Source organism: Cohnella lubricantis (assembly GCF_014212015.1).
GTDB classification, from domain to species: Bacteria; Bacillota; Bacilli; order Paenibacillales; family Paenibacillaceae; genus Cohnella; species Cohnella lubricantis.
In genome coordinates this window covers 1-19,429 of record NZ_JACJVN010000020.1, presented here as the reverse complement: position 1 = coordinate 19,429, position 19,429 = coordinate 1, and the positions used below count along the sequence as shown (strand labels likewise).

Here is a 19,429-nt window from a genome sequence, read left to right as displayed (position 1 = left end):
ACTTGACGGGGTGCAGTTCAAACGAGGGGGGGCCTTCGTTTTGTCGTAGTCGGTGCTACCACTGAGTGCACCTCGTCGATTTTTCTTTTTTGATAGGAACATACGTTCGCTGACAACATATTGGAAAGAACAAAGATTATAATTAAAAATAAAGAAAAAGGTAAAAGATGGTATTCTGTCGAAATAGAGAGATACATAGGAAGATTTGCGGAAACGCACATGGCCATGCGGATGAGAGATATGGATAAGGAGATGTAAGAATGCGGGAGAATCTTATTGCGCATGTACGAAAGAACGAGGATGGCAGTTGGGCAGTGCCGCATTGGCTATCCGATCATTTGAAGGACACAGCGAGTTTGACGGCATTGTTTGCTTCCAAATTTCATTCTGGGGAATGGGGGAAAGTAGGAGGTTTAGCACATGATGTAGGCAAAGGAAGGGAGGTGTGGCAGAGATACCTGACTCAAAAAAGTGGATGCGATGAAGAAGCTCATTTAGAAGGGAAAAAGGGCAAGATTCCACATGCCATTCATGGTGCTGAATTAGTTGAACAAATATTCGGCAAAGGAATCGGAAGAATATTGGCTTATTGCATTGCCGGCCATCATGCAGGTCTTCCAGATTGGTCCAGTTCTGAAGGAGCGGGGCTGGCCTCTCTTCAATTTCAGAAAACCCAAGTTAATGATTTAGATCAACTTGATTCTAGTATTGTTGATAATTTGCGCTCATCTAAGTCTCCGCATCCCCCATGGAAGTTTGCTGCTGGATTAGACATCTCTTTGTGGATCAGGATGTTGTATTCAAGTCTTGTCGATGCAGATTATTTAGATACAGAACATTACATGAATGAGAAGAAGGCGTTGAAAAGAGGAGATTACTGTTCAATTTCTGAACTGAACGAACGATGCAAACATTTTTTCGAAGAATTGGATGAGCGGTCAGAGCGCTCTGAAGTAAATCGGGTCAGAAGAACAATTCGAGATAGATGTGCACAAGTAGCGAAAGAAGCACAAGGGATATTCTCCCTTAGCGTCCCAACTGGGGGAGGGAAAACATTATCGAGTCTCACTTTTGCTCTGGAACACGCCAAGACTCATAATCTTGATCGAGTTATTTATGTCATTCCTTACACCAGCATTATTGAACAAAATGCGGATGTTCTCAAATCAGTTGTCGGAGCAGATCAGGTGGTTGAACATCATTGTAATGTAGTAGAAGATGAACTCAACGAAAAGTCTCGACTCTCATCGGAAAATTGGGATGCTCCACTGATTGTGACGACATCCGTGCAATTTTTTGAATCGTTATTTGCCTCCAAACCAAACCGTTGCCGTAAGCTTCATAATATTGCAAAGTCGGTGATTATTCTTGATGAAGCGCAGTTGGTTCCTGTCGAATTCCTTGCGCCAATTCTTGAAACGATGCAGTTACTGGTCGAACGTTATCATGTAAGTTTCGTTATCTCGACTGCTACACAACCTGCATTTAAAGAACGAGATGTTGATGGAACCCTTTTTAAAGGGCTAAAGGAAATCAAAGAAATAGTGGGCAATGAAAAGGAAGTTCAAAAGCTATATCACTCGTTAGTACGCAACAGGATTTACTTCCCAAAGAACTTGCATTTGAACTTTAGTTGGGAGGAGATTGCGGAAGAACTGACACAATACGAACAAGTTCTATGTATCGTGTCGAATCGGACAAGTTGCCGTGAACTGTATGATCTGATGTCTGAAGGAACATATCATCTATCGGCACTAATGTGTGGACATCACCGCAGTCATATCATTAGAGAGATCAAGCAGAAATTAGTGGCGAAAGTTCCCGTTCGTGTTATCAGTACGCAACTTGTTGAAGCTGGAGTTGATTTGGATTTTCCGGTTGTATTCAGAGCTTTTGCTGGGCTAGATTCCATTGCACAAGCAGCTGGACGCTGTAACCGAGAAGGTAAGCTGCCCGACTTGGGAAAGGTGATTGTATTTAATCCACCGAGACAGGCACCAAACGGAATTCTTCGTAAAGCTGCGGAAACAGCCAAGAGTATCGTGATGGAGAATGAGAATATTGTCATCGATCACGCCTTGTTTGAACAATATTATGAGAAGTTATACTGGAAAGCCAATTCGCTAGATGAACATGAAATTGTCACTCTGCTTGATCCACAGCGCAATGACTTAAGAGAGTGCAGTATTTATTTTCGAACTGCGGCAAGTAGATTTAGGATCATTGACGATACTCAACAGAAGTCAATATTAGTTCGTTACAAGGAAGGCGATCAACTAGTTGATCGGCTGAAGTCAGAAGGACCTAGCCGTGAACTCATGAGAAAGTTGCAACGATTCACGGTTACGGTGCGACAGTCAGTTTTTGAGGAACTGCAAAGAATTAGAGTAGTGGAAGAACTTTATCCTAATATATTTGCACTTTCTTCGAGCATGCATTATTCGGAGAAAGTTGGGCTTATTTATGGAGGGAGGTATTAGTTTGCGTGAGTGGTGCTTAGAGGTGTGGGGGGATTATGCTTGTTTTACCCGGCCAGAGATGAAAGTGGAACGTGTTAGCTATGATGTAATCACACCTTCTGCGGCAAGGGCGATTTATGAAGCAATATTGTGGAAGCCCGCGATACGGTGGAACATCACCAGAATTGAAGTGTTACATCCAATTAAGTGGATTAGCGTTCGAAGAAATGAGATTAAAAAGATAGCTTCTGCTCCTACGGCAAAACAGATGAGTGGCGAACCTGGAGATTCGTTGGATATTCGGATTGAAGATGAGCGGACACAGCGGGCCGGATTATTATTAAAGGATGTTCGTTACCGTATTTATGGCTATTTTGACTTCATTCCGTCTGCAGAGCGTAAAGAAAACCGTCCGACATCGGAAATGTGGGCGGATGGGCAAGAAAGTAACGAAATAGCTAGAACGGATGAAAGTGCTGCAAAGTATGCAGCGATGTTCGAACGACGGGTTAGGAAAGGTCAGTGTTTCCATAGACCATACTTGGGCTGTAGAGAGTTTGCCTGTTACTTCAGGCTTGTTCCTAATCCGAATGAGGAAGCCATACGTCCTATAGATGAAACAAGAGATTTAGGATTTATGTTATACGACATGGATTTCGACAGCGATGTGAACAACCCAACTCCACTATTTTTCCGCGCGCAGATGACCAAAGGGATCGTAAATACGAATCGAAAGGAGATTGAGGTGAGAGGATGATTCTACTCGCTTTGAAAGAGTATTACGACCGTAAAGCTGCTGAAGGTTCAATAGCTGAGGACGGCTGGATTCAAGGCGGGATTGATTTTTTACTGGAGATTGATAGAGATGGGTACTTACGAAACATTTCGGATTTGCGGGAAGGAGAAGGCTCCAAGAAACAAGCTCGCAGATTCATGCTTCCTAATATTGGGAAGCAAGCCTCAAAACACTCCAATAGTGGCGAAGATGCGAACTTACTCTGGGATAACGCTAAATTTGTTTTTGGTTTAGGTTCTAAAGGGAAGTTGCATCTTACTAGTATGATCGCTGCGATTGACAGTTGGATTGGCTCGATGGCCGATGACGGAGTTCAGGCCGTGCGCAGTTTCCTACAACTAGGATCAGAGGACAGAGAGCATTTTGATATGGCGCTGAATCACCCCGAGTATGGCGAGATTATGCAAGCCGGGCAGGTGAAAATAAGTTTTTATGTTCTTGGAACATCATATAAAGCGGTTTTCTTATCTCCAGTAGTTGCAACTGCTCTTGAGCGTATGAGGGAAGCAGAGGATCCTAATGCTCGGCAAGGAACGTGTTTGGTAACAGGAGAACAAAATGTTGTACTAGAAGCGACACATCCAGTAATTAAGGGGGTAAAAGGTGCTCAATCCTCAGGAGCAGGTATTGTTAGCTTTAATACCGATGCTTTTAACTCTTATAAAAAAACGCAAAGTTTTAATGCACCAGTAAGTAAAGTCACAACGTCGCGTTATGTGAAGGCTCTGAATTCACTGCTCGACTCATCATCCAGACAGAGCTTGCAAGTAGGCGATGCCTCAGTCGTATTTTGGAGTGAAGATCATTCTACATTAGAAACGGATTTCTCGCTATTCTTCAATGAACCAAGTAAGGGTGATTCGGATACAGGTACTGAGAAAGTACGAACTGCTTTCGAGTCGTTGCATACTGGAGCATATGTAGAAGACGATGGAGATACTCGATTTTATATTTTGGGACTAGCTCCAAATGCAGCGCGTTTATCTATCCGTTTATGGCAGACAGGCACTGTTGCGGATATTACCTCTAAGATCAAGCAATACTTCGATGACTTTGAGATTGTCAAACCTCCAAAAGAGCCAATGTTCTACTCCGTTTGGCGCATTATGGTCAATGCTTCAGTTCAGGATAAGAGTGAGAATATCTTACCGAATTTGGCTGGAGACTTTATGCGCTCCATTCTTGAAGGAACACCATATCCGGCAACTTTGTTGCAGGCTATAATTCGCCGTATTCGCAGCGATACGGAATACAGAGTAAAACCTGTTCGCGCTGCTGCCATAAAAGCGTATCTGAATCGCTATCGTCGGTTTTATCCAAATCAAACTTATAAGGAGGTGACCAAGGAATTGGATAAAAATCAAACGTCAATTGGATATCAACTGGGAAGGCTGTTTGCTGTATTAGAGAAAATCCAGGAGGAGTCTCATCCAGGAATCAATGCCACAATTCGGGAGCGGCTCTACGGTGCGGCGTCCGCTACGCCAGTAACCGTCTTCGCCAATTTATTACGACTTAAAAATCATCACTTAGCTAAGCTGACCAACAAAGGAAGAGTCGTAAATTTTGAACGGCTGCTTGGTGAAGTTATTGGGCGGATCACTGGTTTTCCAGCACACTTGAATTTGCAGGAACAAGGGCTGTTCGCGGTGGGATACTATCATCAAAGACAAGATTTATTTTCACGTAAGAACGATGACGAAGAATAATTAGTATAGGAGAGGAAGTGCGAATATGAGCGATTCACTTCAAAGAAGATATGATTTTATTATTTTATTCGATGTCAAAGATGGTAATCCGAATGGCGATCCAGATGCAGGGAATTTGCCCAGAATCGATGCGGAGACTGGGCACGGTTTGGTAACAGATGTAAGCTTAAAAAGAAAAGTACGTAATTATATTGAAATGAAGTTAGGCGGGCAGCCTCCCTATGATATTTTTGTTAAAGAAAAGGCCATCTTGAATCAGACGATAGATAAAGCATATATAAGTTTGGGGATTGATTTAACTAAGGACTCAAATGATGGGAAAAAGCGTAAAGATAAGGGCAAGGCACAAGGTGAAGAAGTAGACAAAGGAAGGCAATTCATGTGCCAGAATTTTTACGACATTCGCACCTTTGGCGCCGTTTTGTCTACCGGAGCAAATGCGGGGCAAGTTCGTGGTCCTGTGCAGATTACCTTTGCACGTTCTATCGATCCGATCGTGTCACTAGAGCACAGCATTACTAGAATGGCCGTCACTACAGAGGCGGATGCCGAAAAGCAGAGTGGTGATAATCGCACGATGGGGCGGAAGTTCACGGTTCCGTATGGACTGTATTGTGCTTACGGCTTTGTGTCCGCACCTCTTGCAAATCAGACAGGATTCTCTGAAGAAGATTTAGCACTTCTATGGGAATCTCTCACAAACATGTTCGAACATGATCGTTCCGCAGCACGTGGACTTATGAGTACTCGAAAGTTAATTATTTTCGAACATTCGTCGAAAATGGGAGATATTCCAGTTCAGAAGCTATTTGATACAGTAGCTATAAAGCGAACTAATTCAAACAAGCCAGTGCGAGATTTTAGTGATTATGACATTTCAATAGCAAGAGATGAAATTCCCGCTAGTGTGACGTTAATTGAAAAATAAAGCTTATCATTAACGAACTCAAGAAGGTCAACATTGTGTGCTTTAGATGGAAATTGAGAACCACTGTCGATTCGCATCCCGTATGGAATGCGCGGATTGAAATGGTTACACCGGCGCGAGTCCGGCACTAATGGGATATTGTGCAGAGCGCAATATCTCATTAGTGTTTCTAACGATGAACGGCAGGTTTCTAGCCCGGGTGGTCGGGGAGAGCAGGGGCAATGTCATACTGAGGAAGCGCCAGTATCATTTGTCCGAAGAGGAGTCGTCATCCGCTAAGATCGCGCGCAATTTTATTGTCGGGAAAGTCTATAATCACAAGTGGATTCTGGAAAGAATGACAAGAGAATACCCGCTGCGCATTGATGTGGAGCGATTCAAAGAGGTGTCGCAACAGCTATCCGGAATTCTGCTCGATGTTAGAAAGTGCGAGGATTTGGAGAGATTAAGAGGTCTGGAGGGGCAGGCTGCAACAAGCTACTACAAAGTGTTCGACCAGATGATTCTACAGCAGAAGGAAGATTTCTATTTTCACACGCGTTCCCGCAGACCAGCGTTGGATAATGTGAACGCGATGCTCTCTTTTGCCTATACCATGCTGGCTAACGACGTGGCTTCTGCACTGGAAACCGTAGGTTTGGATGCCTATGTTGGCTTCTTGCATCGGGATAGGCCAGGCCGAGCATCGTTGGCGTTAGACGTGATGGAGGAATTGCGGGGCGTCTATGCGGATAGATTCGTGTTATCGCTTATCAACAAACGAGTAGTGAACGGCGAGGATTTTCTTCGGAAAGAAAGCGGCGCGATTATTATGAAGGAGGATGCGCGCAAGCGATTTCTGAAAGCATGGCAAGAAAGGAAGCAAGAGAAGATCACGCATCCTTACTTGGGTGAGAAGATCTCTTGGGGGCTGGTGCCCTATGCGCAAGCTTTGCTACTTGCGAGATATCTGCGCAACGATCTGGACGAATATCCTCCATTCCTGTGGAAGTAGGTGTTCGAGATGCTAGTGTTGATCGCGTACGATGTAAGTACTGTCAACGCAGCCGGGCAGCGAAGGCTGCGACAAGTGGCTAAGGCGTGCCTAGCTTATGGTCAAAGAGTGCAGAATTCTGTGTTCGAATGTGTGGTGGACGCTACCCAATTCGCTGCGCTAAAGTTGAGGCTGATTGAATTGATCGATGAGGAACAAGATAGTCTTCGGTTTTATCAGTTAGGCAACAACTACAAGAGTAAAGTGGAGCACATTGGAGTGAAAGCATCGTTTGACCTGGAAGAGCCATTAATCTTGTAGGGAGAATCGGTGCGGAACCGGAGTGCGAATATGGAGTGAACATGGTTTAGTAGGGAGTTCCGCACCGGATAAATGGAAGAAATAGGTTGGGTTTAGCTTTACAGTAGGTATTTAAGTGACGAATAGAATGTAATTGTTGCCGATTTGCGATTGGTTGGGTATGTTGTTATGTCAAATCGATTGAAAATCGCTGTCGCATCCCGTACGGGATGCGTGGATTGAAATGCGTCCAGACTCCCTGAAAAGGATGTCTCTCGGGCAGTCGCATCCCGTACGGGATGCGTGGATTGAAATGCGTCCAGACTCCCTGAAAAGGATGTCTCTCGGGCAGTCGCATCCCGTACGGGATGCGTGGATTGAAATCCAAGGACGATGCAGCAGCGCAGAACAAATTCATGTCGCATCCCGTACGGGATGCGTGGATTGAAATGTACAACGACAATTCCTCCGGCCAGCTAGATGACCGTCGCATCCCGTACGGGATGCGTGGATTGAAATAACCCAACGACCTCGGAATCGCTCGTAATCACAAGGTCGCATCCCGTACGGGATGCGTGGATTGAAATATTGAGGATTTGAAGTCTGCCGGTCAAAACATCGTGTCGCATCCCGTACGGGATGCGTGGATTGAAATGTCGAGCTCGGCAAGCAAATCCCCGGTTACGAACTCGTCGCATCCCGTACGGGATGCGTGGATTGAAATGATCACCGCTGCCGTCAATAAGGTCTCCAAATCAGTCGCATCCCGTACGGGATGCGTGGATTGAAATATTTCATCCGAATCGTCTTCCGGATCCATGAGCGTCGCATCCCGTACGGGATGCGTGGATTGAAATCTATCGTCGCTTCCTCCGCAGGTGCAACAACTGGTCGCATCCCGTACGGGATGCGTGGATTGAAATCCCGGAACTGGCTTTTGTTGATTCCCCGCATAATAGTCGCATCCCGTACGGGATGCGTGGATTGAAATACGAATTGATCGGTCACAGTGACCACATCAATTGGCGTCGCATCCCGTACGGGATGCGTGGATTGAAATCATACGATCTCGCCGCGCCTCTCCATAAGTTCAGTCGCATCCCGTACGGGATGCGTGGATTGAAATATCAAAGAATGGCTGAATTGACGCGTAGGATCGTCGCATCCCGTACGGGATGCGTGGATTGAAATCGACTATGCCAAGCGATTACGATGACGGTCCAAGTCGCATCCCGTACGGGATGCGTGGATTGAAATTTGGCATTTGCGGCAATACTTCGGACCCTTTTTATGGTCGCATCCCGTACGGGATGCGTGGATTGAAATAGCACTTTATTTTTCCTTCTGTAACATTAGTTCCGTCGCATCCCGTACGGGATGCGTGGATTGAAATGCTTAGCTCTAATTCCGTGGGCTGATAGTTCCTCCGTCGCATCCCGTACGGGATGCGTGGATTGAAATATGACCATCTGGATGCCATCCCCATCGAACGATTCGGTCGCATCCCGTACGGGATGCGTGGATTGAAATGATCAGAAGAAGGGCATAATGGGCCACACCATTACGTCGCATCCCGTACGGGATGCGTGGATTGAAATAGCGTCGTAACCAGGCATCTTTGTGTCATAGAAGGTCGCATCCCGTACGGGATGCGTGGATTGAAATCAAATACAAGAATTGGGAATCATTCGCCAATGATGATGTCGCATCCCGTACGGGATGCGTGGATTGAAATTTAACAAGGGCGTCGAAAGCTTGCGTCTCTGCTGCGTCGCATCCCGTACGGGATGCGTGGATTGAAATCTTGATATTAGGCGCGTATTCGGCTGTGATAGCAGTCGCATCCCGTACGGGATGCGTGGATTGAAATCCTGTGTAATCCGACATTAGCCCGCCCGCCCTTCGTCGCATCCCGTACGGGATGCGTGGATTGAAATTGATCCCTCCCTTCTAGATAAAAAGAGGGAAAGGTCGCATCCCGTACGGGATGCGTGGATTGAAATACGCCGGACTTCGCCGGAGCGACAACTTTAGCCATCGTCGCATCCCGTACGGGATGCGTGGATTGAAATCCTCATTACACCGAGGAGACGCGCAAAGATATTTTAAGTCGCATCCCGTACGGGATGCGTGGATTGAAATATATTAGCCATGCCATGCAGAGCATCCATGACGTCCGTCGCATCCCGTACGGGATGCGTGGATTGAAATACGAAGCAAGCGAGCTATTTGGATCAAGATGTTACGAGTCGCATCCCGTACGGGATGCGTGGATTGAAATCCCAAGCTCTCTAAGCGCTCTCCTTGGATGCCGTCGTCGCATCCCGTACGGGATGCGTGGATTGAAATCAGAGTGCGCTGGGGATTGCAAGCTTCGGCTTCCCAGTCGCATCCCGTACGGGATGCGTGGATTGAAATGCAAAACAGAAGAAACTCTGTCACCTTGTATTGTCAAGTCGCATCCCGTACGGGATGCGTGGATTGAAATGACTCGAGCTACTATTTTCTCTGCCTCACGGCACTCGTCGCATCCCGTACGGGATGCGTGGATTGAAATCGTATCTTCGCGCTGTCGCGGTCCACGCTTACTATGTCGCATCCCGTACGGGATGCGTGGATTGAAATATTATTTCGTCGAGCGATGAAGTCATTAGCAAGGGTCGCATCCCGTACGGGATGCGTGGATTGAAATCGGGATCACCTGTCCATCCAGAAACGCCGACATAGTCGCATCCCGTACGGGATGCGTGGATTGAAATTCGGCACGATGGACAATAGTAAGCACGAGGGCCGCGTCGCATCCCGTACGGGATGCGTGGATTGAAATGTGATATGGATGGAGTTATCGCAAACCTTCATAATGTCGCATCCCGTACGGGATGCGTGGATTGAAATTGCTTAGACTCCCCGTAAATGGGATGCTTGTCAGTGGAAGTCGCATCCCGTACGGGATGCGTGGATTGAAATCCCTTGTATTCGGTGTAAAAAAACATATAATAAACGTCGCATCCCGTACGGGATGCGTGGATTGAAATCTTTCGCCGCCGCATTGTTCGCGACGCGGAAGCGTCGCATCCCGTACGGGATGCGTGGATTGAAATCGGAACCATATTTGTGGAAGAGTGAACCACCTCAGTCGCATCCCGTACGGGATGCGTGGATTGAAATCTGTCACTTCCTGCAATACTTGGGCTTCCGGCCGCGTCGCATCCCGTACGGGATGCGTGGATTGAAATCTTAATCCTTCATGTAGAAGCCACACTCGAACCCCGGTCGCATCCCGTACGGGATGCGTGGATTGAAATATCTTGACCGGCACCGTTCGGTCGATTCGCTCCGGTCGCATCCCGTACGGGATGCGTGGATTGAAATCACGCTGACGGCGATCGATCTGCTGCTAAATGAGTCGCATCCCGTACGGGATGCGTGGATTGAAATTCATCGCCGCCGTCGATAGCTTGCGGCTCGAAGATGTCGCATCCCGTACGGGATGCGTGGATTGAAATGATGCGATCCACGAACGGGCTAATGAGATCATGGTTGTCGCATCCCGTACGGGATGCGTGGATTGAAATTCCTCTCATGGGTTGGCTGAATTAAACGGTAAAGTCGCATCCCGTACGGGATGCGTGGATTGAAATTTCGCATTCAATACCAGTCCAATGACCCAGACCAAGTCGCATCCCGTACGGGATGCGTGGATTGAAATTCGACACGAGCTTGCGTGTCGTACGCGACGATACGCGGTCGCATCCCGTACGGGATGCGTGGATTGAAATGCCAAAAGTGGATTGTCAACGAGTAATTCGCTTTTGTCGCATCCCGTACAGGATGCGTGGATTGAAATCTCAGGCGCCAGGCAATCGAAACATCGCTCGAAGTCGCATCCCGTACGGGATACGTGGATTGAAATCACCCGCAGCTCGGCGGCTTTGACCGGATCTCGAACCGCTTGAGTCGCATCCCGTACGGGATGCGTGGATTGAAATCCAGCCCCTAACTTCCAGGAAGCCGTAGTACCAGCGGTCGCATCCCGTACGGGGATGCGTGGATTGAAATCAGTTATAGCATTGATGCTGTTGCTATTGTGTCGTCGCATCCCATAAGAGATGCGTGGATTGAAATAAGCTATTGTCTGTGGACGGAGAATTTCAGTCGTCCTCACACATTCTTCCAGATCAATTTCACACCGCCCTAACCCCTTGCCGCTGGCGACCTCTTATTCTTTAGTCCCAAGCCAAATTAGCCCCATTATCCCAATGATTAACACCGTTAATCTGTGCATTCCGTCTCATGGCATTCGACACCAGTCCCCCTATAATGAACGGTAGCAGGGTATTCCTGCCGTACCATCCAACTATAGGAGGACGAGGATATGAGAAAGAAATTGCAGATTGCACTTGCCGCATCGATGTTAATCGCCGCCGTTCCTGTTACTGCGAATGCCGCCGTTCAGGAAGGTTCGGCCCAAGTCGTATCCTCCGTCAGTTTCCGAACAGCGCCAACTACCTCATCAGATGTCATGCGTTATTTGAAGAAAGGCGAGTCGGTCTCCGTTCTGGAGGAGACGAACAGCTACTGGCTGCAAGTGCGCGACGCCTCCGGACAGATCGGCTACATATCTTCGAGCTCCAAATATGTGAACCTGACTGCCGGTCCGACTGAAGTGGCGGACGCACCAGCCCCGGTGAACGCGGCGAATGCCGTCATCGTCGCGGGAGTCTCGTTCCGCACCGCTCCTTCCACATCGGGCGAGCGCATGCGCTACTTGCAGAAGGACGAGCTCGTGACGGTCACCTCGCAAGTGAACGATTATTGGTACGCCGTCACGGACGCGAACGGCCAGACGGGCTACGTCAGCACCTCGTCGAAGTACATTAAGCTGACGGGCGGCATAGCGGCTTCAGAAGGAGGCGGGTCCACACTTGAATCAGGTGGATCCTCCAGCGAAGGATCCTCGTCGAGTGAAGCGGCGGACGCACCAGCCCCGGTGAACGCGGCGAATGCCGTCATCGTCGCGGGAGTCTCGTTCCGCACCGCGCCTTCCACATCGGGCGAGCGTATGCGTTACTTACAGAAGGACGAGCTCGTGACGGTCACCTCGCAGGTGAACAGCTATTGGTATGCGGTCACCGACGCAAGCGGCCAATCCGGTTACGTCAGCACGTCGTCGCAATACATTAGGCTGACGGGCGACATCCCGGCTCCCGCAGGCGGAGGCTCCGGCTCCGAGCTGAGCTCAACGCCAAGCTCCGCACCGGGCTCCAGCGGCAACGCAGAGGCGCCAGCCGGCTCGGACGAACCGGCGCGGCCTTCCGCCTCGGCCCAAGTCGAATCCGTCATCGAGGCCGGTATGAAATATCTCGGGACGCCGTATGAATACGGCTCGAGCCGCAGCACGACGACGACGTTCGACTGCTCCGACTTCGTGCGCCAGGCGTTCAAGGATGCGCTTGGCGTTACGCTGCCGGCCGATTCGGCTTCGCAGGGGGAGTATGTGCTGGACAAGTCCCAGGTGACGACGGACTGGAAGCAGCTGAAGCGCGGCGATCTGATATTCTTCATGAGCTACAAGGGGACGAGCGCGTCACTCTACCAGAGCAAAGATCCGTTCAACACCCGGATCTCGCACGTCGGCATCTATCTCGGGGACGGACAGGTGCTGCACACCTACTCCAACGAGTCGGGCGGCGTGCGCGTCAACTCGATTCAGGGCAGGCATTGGGAATATCGCTTCCTGTACGGAGGCAGCGCTCTTTAAGGATACCGGGTTGTTCCCAAAATAGATGAATCGGCGGTGCGGGGGAGGTTCCCCTCATCGCCTTTTCTGTCTTTGGCCCGATTGCATAGGGGCTGATTGTCGCCGCGGCCGTGATCTTGAAGTGATAACGGAACGCCGTTCCGTAAGCCCGCGGGGGCAAGCAGGATACGTCCCGAAAGAAGTTACCATCCGCACATCTGGGAATGTTCGCCTGAATTATAATGGAATTGGAACGGATGTCCATGTCGGAGCCTGAAGGGAGATGAACGGCAGGTTGGTTCGATGCCTAATCCAATCGGGAGGGATGCATGGTGAAGCACAGAAGGAAGCTGCTGAAGCGGTTGCTAAGGCGGGTTTATCCGCTGGCCGTACGCCAGACGGAGCGGCCGCCCGAACGCTGGAGTCCGCAAGTCCGTTACCCCCGTCTCTTCGCGAAGCGAGACCTCGGGCACAGGTCCGCAGTCGGTCGCCAAGTCTGGCGAATAACTCTAAGATGGTAGGATAACCAACCAAGCTCGGAAGGTCGGGAGGGTTGCCGATGCGAACCGTTCTGTTGATCGCCGATGAGCGGGAGTTGAATCAATGGTTGAGGGACGAAGGAGCGCTTGATCGTGCGCTTAGTGCGAAGCAGATCGCAGAGGCCGCAGACGCCGTGAAGGCGAGGCGGCGCTTGCGGGGCCAGGAATACGAGTGCGTCTGCTGCGACTTGGAGGCGGTCGGCTTGCATGAGGGGCTGGCGCTTCAGAAGCTGGCGCTGAAGCGAAGCCCCGGCTGCGAATGGCTCTGGATTGTCCCATCGGGATGTCCGCGCAAGCGGATGAAGCGGTTGAACGGCTGGCCGTATGTCGAGAAGCCGCTGTTACCGGGACAGCTGACGGATTGGATTACACTAACGCTGCAACAGCGATATCTGCAGAGGAGGGAATTAACGAAGGGTCATGCGGACCAATGGTTCGGCGCTCAGCCAACCGATCCGCCAACCGCGCCGACGTTCGAGCGGCCAACCGAGTTGCCGGCCGCATTGTCTTCCGCGCTGCCGCCTGCGCTAGCATCCGAGCTGCCGCCGAACCGTCTGGCTCGATTAAGCGCATCGGATCTGGCCGTGCTGCAGCAGATCTTCCGCTATGTGGACGAGCATCTGCCAACCGAGCTCAAGCGCAAGGAGATCGCGGGACTGGTACATTTTCACCCTGTCTATCTGTCTCGCTTCTTCAAGAGCCGGACGGGGACGTCGCTGTCGAAGTATATCGTGAACCGCCGCATCGAGCGAGCGAAGACGCTGCTGGCGCAATCGGAGCTCCAGGTCAATCACATCGTCTATCGGCTAGGCTACTATAACCCTTCTCACTTCACCAGGACCTTCAAACAGGCGACCGGTTATACGCCAAGCCAATATCGCAGCGCCGCAGCCAGCAAAGCCAGGCGAGACCAGCGAGACACACGAGACTAGCGAGACGAGCCGGAAGAGCGGGACAAGCCTCCCAAGCCATGCCCTTTGAAGTCGATAGATCCATAGATGCTAAGACCTCTATGGACCTCGCGCGCATAGGCCTCGCTGGCCATTATAGACCGCTTAATCCGTCCAACGACGCTAATCGCGTGATTGGGCGGATTATTCTGGATTCGCTGGCAATCATATGGATTGGCTATGCGAAGGAAGGCACTCTATAATGGTAAGGTTGGATTCATGGACTACTGAGGAGAGGACGAGTTACCGAGAAGATGCAGCAAGAACAACAACAATTGGTTCGAGGATTGAAAGCGCGTCACATGACGATGATCGCGATCGGCGGCTCCATCGGCACGGGATTGTTCCTGGCCAGCGGCGGAGCGATCCATTCGGCTGGAGCGGGCGGCGCGCTTATCGCTTATGCGGTTATTGGCTTCATGGTTTACTTCTTAATGACGAGTCTCGGCGAGATGGCGGCCTACATGCCGGTGCCGGGATCGTTCAGCACCTATGCGGGCAAATACGTCGATCCGGCCCTTGGCTTCGCGCTCGGCTGGAATTATTGGTTCAACTGGGCGATTACGATCGCCGCCGAGATCTCGGCCGCTAGCCTCATCATGAAGTATTGGCTGCCGGGCACGCCTTCGATCCTGTGGAGCGCGCTGTTCCTGATCGTGATGACCGGCATTAATCTATTCTCCGTCAAGGGGTACGGCGAGTCGGAATTCTGGTTCTCCTCGATCAAGGTATTCACGGTGATCGTCTTCATCGCCGTCGGGCTGTTCATGATCGTGCGCATCATGTCGGGGGCCAGCGACGACACGCTTCACTTCGCCGAGGGGGGAACGGCCGTACACGGCGGGCTGTTCGCGATATTCGGCGTGTTCATGGCAGCCGGCTTCTCCTTCCAGGGGACGGAGCTCATCGGCGTCGCGGCCGGGGAGAGCGAGAATCCTGCCAAGAACGTGCCGAAGGCGATCAAGCAGATCTTCTGGCGCATTCTGATCTTCTACATCTTGGCGATCGCGGTCATCGGCGCGCTCATCTCCTACCAAGATCCGTCGCTGCTCCAATCCGGGATTGAGAGCATCGCCGTCAGTCCGTTCACCATCGTGTTCGAAAAGGCTGGGTTCGCGCTCGCGGCTTCCGTCATGAACGCGATTATCCTAACATCGGTGCTGTCGGCCGGAACCTCCGGCATGTACGCGTCGACCCGCATGCTCTGGGTGCTCGCCCAAGAAGGCAAAGCGCCGAAGTGGCTGAGGCGCATCGACAAGCGCGGCGTTCCGATTGCCGCTCTGCTGGTTACGGCGATGATCGGCATGTTCGCCTTCCTCGCCTCCCTGTTCGGAGACGGCGTCGTCTATACCTGGCTGCTCAACGCATCCGGCATGTGCGGCTTCCTCGCCTGGCTCGGCATCGCGATCAGCCATTACCGGTTCCGGCGCGCATTCGTCGCCCAAGGCAGGAGCTTGGATGAACTGCCGTACCGGGCGAGATGGTTCCCGTTCGGCACGATCATCGCCTTCGTTATCTGCTTCGTCGTCATGATCGGCCAGGGTTACTGGCTCCTTCAGGGCGGCGATATCGATTGGTACGGGGCCGCGGCTACGTACATCGGGCTTCCGCTGTTCATCGCCGTCTACGCGGGTTACAAGATCAAATACCGCACCCGCCTCGTTCCGTTGAAGGAATGCTCGTTCGAGAACGAATAAGAGCGCTAAATAAGAGAGCCGCGGCGGCTCTCAGCAACAGAGAAGGCTGCCTCTCGCAAGCGTCACGTAACGCTTGCGAGAGGCAGCCTTCGCATTGCCCGGAACATCTCCGAATCATTCGTCCCCGGAATCAGATTAAGATTGCTTCAACAGCTGCAGAATGGACTCCGCGCACTTCGCCGGCTTGTACTCTGCGTTGCGGAGAGCTAATAGGCTGTCGCGGTGCTGTCCTGCCGCATAGGGCTCTTGAATAAGCCGGAACCAGCGGTCGACCGTCTCCGTCGAAGTGAGCAGCTCGCCGAAGCCGTGCGTAACGAAGTAATCCAGGTTCTCTTCCTCTTGCCCGGGAATCGGCTCGTAGAAGAGCATCGGAATGCCTTTGGCCATGCCTTCCGTGCAGGTCATGCCTCCCGGCTTCGTCACGAGCAGCTCGGACACATCCATCAGCTTGCTGACTTCTCTCGTGAAGCCAAGCACCTTAATGTTCGGATGCTGGAACCTCGGGTCCGCCATCAGCTTCTCGCGGGCTTTGTCGTTGCTGCCCATACATAGAATCAGTTGAACGCGGTTGGCGTAGGTCGTCATGTATTCGACTAACTGGTCGGAGTAGAGAAGTCCCCAGCCTCCGCCCATGATCAGCACGGTGGGCATGTCCGACAGTTCGAACTGCGACAGAATCTCCGCGCGGTCGTGCGGAGACCAGAAGTTCGGGTGAACCGGAATGCCGGTCACTTCGACTTGTTCGGAAGCGATTCCCCGCGCGACCAGCTTGTCCCGCACGATGGAGGTGCTCACCAAATATTTGTCCACTTCCGGATTCGTCCAAGTCGCGTGCGCGTCGTAGTCCGTGATCACCGTGAAGAGAGGCACTTGCAGTCCCAGGCGCTTCAGCCGGCTGACGACGGCGTTCGGGAATGGGTGGGTGCAGATGATAATATCCGGCTTCAATTGCTCAATGACGTCCGAGACATGGTTATAGAACAGCCGATGCAAGGCGAAGCGCTTCACGCGGTTCAGCCCTTTATCGTAGTAGCTTTTATAAATCTTGCCGACCAGCTTCGGCTGCTTCGTAACCGTTTTCCGGTAAGCGGATAAGATGAGTGGTCCGATGATGGGGTTCAAGAACGTACCTAGTTCAATCACCCGCGTCTGCAGATTGGGAGACAATTGGCGCAACCCGACCGACAACGCGTAAGCCGCTTGGGTATGTCCGGTGCCGAATCCTTCGGATAGCAGCAGAACTCTTTTTTTACGCATGGGTTACAATCCTCCACTTTACCTATCTTCCATATTACTTCCTTCCTCCCTTCGGGACAAGTGCGAGGGACTTATTTTAGTGCTAAGGCAATGCAGCGAAGCTGTGCAACGGCAGGCTCGGCTGGTGTACAATGGCACTTAGGCGGCATAATAGAGGGAATATTTGGAGCGGGAGGCGAGGTTATTTTGGAGAACACGGCAGAGGCGCTTGGGCGAATCGTGAAGGCGGCGCACAAGACAGGCGAGTATATCGCAGAGACGATGGAGACGGACGGGAGAAGGACGCTCGTGCAGATTCTGGCGGTGCTGCAGCATCCGACGCAGGGCGACCTGCATCATCCGTATGATCCGGATGCGCCGATGTTCCATGAACGGAGGGCGTCGGCTTATCGGGAGAAGGTGTGGGTGCAGACATCGGCTATTCAGCCCTATGACGGAGCGATTCCGCCGTACGAGGAGTCGCTGAAGCTCGCGCTCGAAGCGGAGCTGGAGAAGATGGACCGTCTGCAGCGTTGGGCCCAGCAATGTCTCTATCGGCTGGAGACGCTGCGCAAGGACTACAACGTATAGAAGAAGGCAGAACTTCTCGGCGGTCGAAAATAAGGCGTCGCACAGGTGCGGCGCCAGATTGTCGCGAATTCCATAGTCGCAGACTATGAAATATATAGATTTCATATATTTCAACAATAAGGGCTGGGCGTTTAGAATGGGAACATCGACCATCGCACACGGGAGGACTGCAATATGACCGGCTACTTCTCTACCTTCGCGAACGTCACCGTTCCCATAGTGCTCGCTTGCGCCATCGGATTCGTCTATCAACGAGTGCGGTCGCCCGACTCGAAGCAGCTGGCGGACATCAGCCTCTTCATCCTATCGCCCTGCTTGATCGTATCGGCGCTGGCGACAAGCGAGCTGAACGGCTCCGTCTTCGGCAGCATCGCCCTGTTCACGCTGGTGCAGACGGCGTTCTGCTGGGCGGCTTCCGCAGCGGTCGGACGGCTGTTCAAGTTCGACATCTCCTCCCGCAAGGCGCTGGAGATGACGACGATCTTCGCCAACTCCAACAATTACGGCCTGCCGCTGCTGCTGCTCGCGTTCGGCACGGGCGGATTCGCCATCGGCGTCACGAATGTCATCACGCACATTGTTCTGATCAACACGCTCGGCCTCTACTTGGCCTCCAGCGCTTCGTTCCGCCCGCTGGAGGCGCTGAAGAAGGTCGGACAGACCCCGCTCGTCTACGCCGCTATCGCGGGTGTGGGGATCTTCCTGTTCCGCGTCGAGCTGCCGGAGCCGCTGACATCGGGATTGGAGCTGCTCGGCACCGCCTATCCCGCCGTCGTCCTGCTGCTGCTGGGCGTTCAGCTGGGCAAGACGAACTGGCGCAGCAACTGGCGCAAGGAGCTGTGGGTGTCGCTGGCGATGCGGCTCGTCGCGGTTCCCGCACTCTCTTGGCTGACGATCCATCTGCTCGGCATTCACGGCTTGGAGGCGTCCGTGCTGTTCGTCCAATCCAGCATGCCGGCCGCGATCAACTCGCTCGTCATGATGGAGAAGTACGGCGGTGACAAGGAGCTGGTGGCCGTCAATGTGGCGTTCACGACGCTTGCCAGCTTCCTGTACCTGCCGCTGCTAATCCATTGGTCCGGCGGGCTATAAGAGAAGGCGGACGCGATCGTCAGCGGGTATCCCGACTGCCGGTAGACGTCCGCCTCGTCTTCATCGAGCCGGTCATCAGTGATGATCGTCAAACGCCTCGAGCTCGGCGAAGACGGCGAGGGACGTATAGCTGGCGGAATGAGCGGATGAAGTCGATCAGATCGACTACATGAGCGGGAATGCGGCGGAATGAGCAGATGAAGTCGATCAGATCGACTACATGAGCAGGAGTGCGGCGGAATGAGCAGATGAAGTCGATCAGATCGACTACATGAGCAGGAGTGCGGCGGAATGAGCGGATGAAGTCGATCAGATCGACTACATGAGCAGGAGTGCGGCGGAATGAGCGGATGAAGTCGATCAGATCGACTACATGAGCAGGAATGCGGCGGAATGAGCGGATGAAGTCGATCAGATCG

12 protein-coding genes, 1 pseudogene and 1 CRISPR repeat array are annotated in these 19,429 nt (G+C 51.8%); of the genes and pseudogenes, 11 read left to right on the top strand and 2 right to left on the bottom strand.

From position 1 onward, the window contains the following. The first annotated feature begins 260 nt into the window (after positions 1–260). From cas3 to H4Q31_RS04970, 9 genes and pseudogenes are all read left to right on the top strand, one after another. Complete coding sequence (gene cas3 / locus H4Q31_RS05010; protein ID WP_185177978.1) at positions 261–2,480, top strand: CRISPR-associated helicase Cas3'; 2,220 nt, start codon at positions 261–263, stop codon at positions 2,478–2,480. Between the two features lies 1 nt (position 2,481). Next, positions 2,482–3,216: a type I-C CRISPR-associated protein Cas5c gene (gene cas5c, locus H4Q31_RS05005; RefSeq protein ID WP_245347545.1), complete on the top strand. Its 735-nt coding sequence runs from the start codon at positions 2,482–2,484 to the stop codon at positions 3,214–3,216. Positions 3,217–3,227: 11 nt separating this feature from the next. Beyond that, positions 3,228–4,964 carry a type I-C CRISPR-associated protein Cas8c/Csd1 gene (gene cas8c, locus H4Q31_RS05000; RefSeq protein WP_221626740.1) on the top strand — a complete coding sequence of 579 codons (1,737 nt, stop codon included), beginning with the start codon at positions 3,228–3,230 and terminating at the stop codon, positions 4,962–4,964. Between the two features lie 25 nt (positions 4,965–4,989). Then, positions 4,990–5,892: a type I-C CRISPR-associated protein Cas7/Csd2 gene (cas7c, locus tag H4Q31_RS04995; protein ID WP_185177975.1), complete on the top strand. Its 903-nt coding sequence runs from the start codon at positions 4,990–4,992 to the stop codon at positions 5,890–5,892. Between the two features lie 103 nt (positions 5,893–5,995). Next, positions 5,996–6,886 (top strand): annotated as a pseudogene (cas1c, locus tag H4Q31_RS04990) (type I-C CRISPR-associated endonuclease Cas1c); the annotation flags it as partial. Positions 6,887–6,895: 9 nt separating this feature from the next. Further along, positions 6,896–7,186, top strand: a complete 291-nt coding sequence (gene cas2 / locus H4Q31_RS04985; protein ID WP_185177973.1) for a CRISPR-associated endonuclease Cas2 — start codon at positions 6,896–6,898, stop codon at positions 7,184–7,186. 192 nt (positions 7,187–7,378) lie between these two features. Next, positions 7,379–11,154: direct repeats of the CRISPR family, unit length 33 nt; unit sequence GTCGCATCCCGTACGGGATGCGTGGATTGAAAT. Positions 11,155–11,540: 386 nt separating this feature from the next. Further along, positions 11,541–12,926: a C40 family peptidase gene (locus H4Q31_RS04980; protein WP_245347544.1), complete on the top strand. Its 1,386-nt coding sequence runs from the start codon at positions 11,541–11,543 to the stop codon at positions 12,924–12,926. 538 nt (positions 12,927–13,464) lie between these two features. After that, positions 13,465–14,376 carry an AraC family transcriptional regulator gene (locus H4Q31_RS04975; RefSeq protein WP_185177972.1) on the top strand — a complete coding sequence of 304 codons (912 nt, stop codon included), beginning with the start codon at positions 13,465–13,467 and terminating at the stop codon, positions 14,374–14,376. Between the two features lie 272 nt (positions 14,377–14,648). Continuing rightward, on the top strand, positions 14,649–16,091 hold the full coding sequence (locus H4Q31_RS04970; protein ID WP_185177971.1) for an amino acid permease: 1,443 nt from the start codon (positions 14,649–14,651) through the stop codon (positions 16,089–16,091). A 135-nt stretch (positions 16,092–16,226) separates the two neighbouring features. On the opposite strand, the gene H4Q31_RS04965 is transcribed toward H4Q31_RS04970, so the two are convergent. Beyond that, the gene (locus H4Q31_RS04965) at positions 16,227–17,348 is read right to left on the bottom strand and encodes an MGDG synthase family glycosyltransferase (protein WP_185177970.1); all 1,122 of its coding nucleotides are present in this window, start codon (positions 17,346–17,348) and stop codon (positions 16,227–16,229) included. A 186-nt stretch (positions 17,349–17,534) separates the two neighbouring features. Here H4Q31_RS04965 and kapB point away from each other — a divergent pair, with 186 nt between their 5' ends. After that, the gene (gene kapB / locus H4Q31_RS04960; RefSeq protein WP_245347543.1) at positions 17,535–17,918 is read left to right on the top strand and encodes a kinase-associated lipoprotein KapB; all 384 of its coding nucleotides are present in this window, start codon (positions 17,535–17,537) and stop codon (positions 17,916–17,918) included. Between the two features lie 174 nt (positions 17,919–18,092). After that, entirely contained in the window at positions 18,093–19,010 is a 918-nt protein-coding gene (locus H4Q31_RS04955) for an AEC family transporter (protein WP_185177968.1), read from the top strand. Between the two features lie 88 nt (positions 19,011–19,098). On the opposite strand, the gene H4Q31_RS04950 is transcribed toward H4Q31_RS04955, so the two are convergent. Beyond that, positions 19,099–19,429 (bottom strand): hypothetical protein (locus H4Q31_RS04950; protein ID WP_185177967.1); only part of this gene is annotated, 331 nt, incomplete at its 5' end.

What these genes read in the sequence shown, in the direction of transcription:
- cas3 (WP_185177978.1), top strand. Translation starts at nt 261, where the DNA reads ATGCGGGAGAATCTTATTGCGCATGTACGAAAGAACGAGGATGGCAGT.
- cas7c (WP_185177975.1), top strand. Translation starts at nt 4,990, where the DNA reads ATGAGCGATTCACTTCAAAGAAGATATGATTTTATTATTTTATTCGAT.
- cas2 (WP_185177973.1), top strand. Translation starts at nt 6,896, where the DNA reads ATGCTAGTGTTGATCGCGTACGATGTAAGTACTGTCAACGCAGCCGGG.
- H4Q31_RS04980 (WP_245347544.1), top strand. Translation starts at nt 11,541, where the DNA reads ATGAGAAAGAAATTGCAGATTGCACTTGCCGCATCGATGTTAATCGCC.
- H4Q31_RS04975 (WP_185177972.1), top strand. Translation starts at nt 13,465, where the DNA reads ATGCGAACCGTTCTGTTGATCGCCGATGAGCGGGAGTTGAATCAATGG.
- H4Q31_RS04970 (WP_185177971.1), top strand. Translation starts at nt 14,649, where the DNA reads ATGCAGCAAGAACAACAACAATTGGTTCGAGGATTGAAAGCGCGTCAC.
- H4Q31_RS04965 (WP_185177970.1), bottom strand. Translation starts at nt 17,348, where the DNA reads ATGCGTAAAAAAAGAGTTCTGCTGCTATCCGAAGGATTCGGCACCGGA.
- H4Q31_RS04955 (WP_185177968.1), top strand. Translation starts at nt 18,093, where the DNA reads ATGACCGGCTACTTCTCTACCTTCGCGAACGTCACCGTTCCCATAGTG.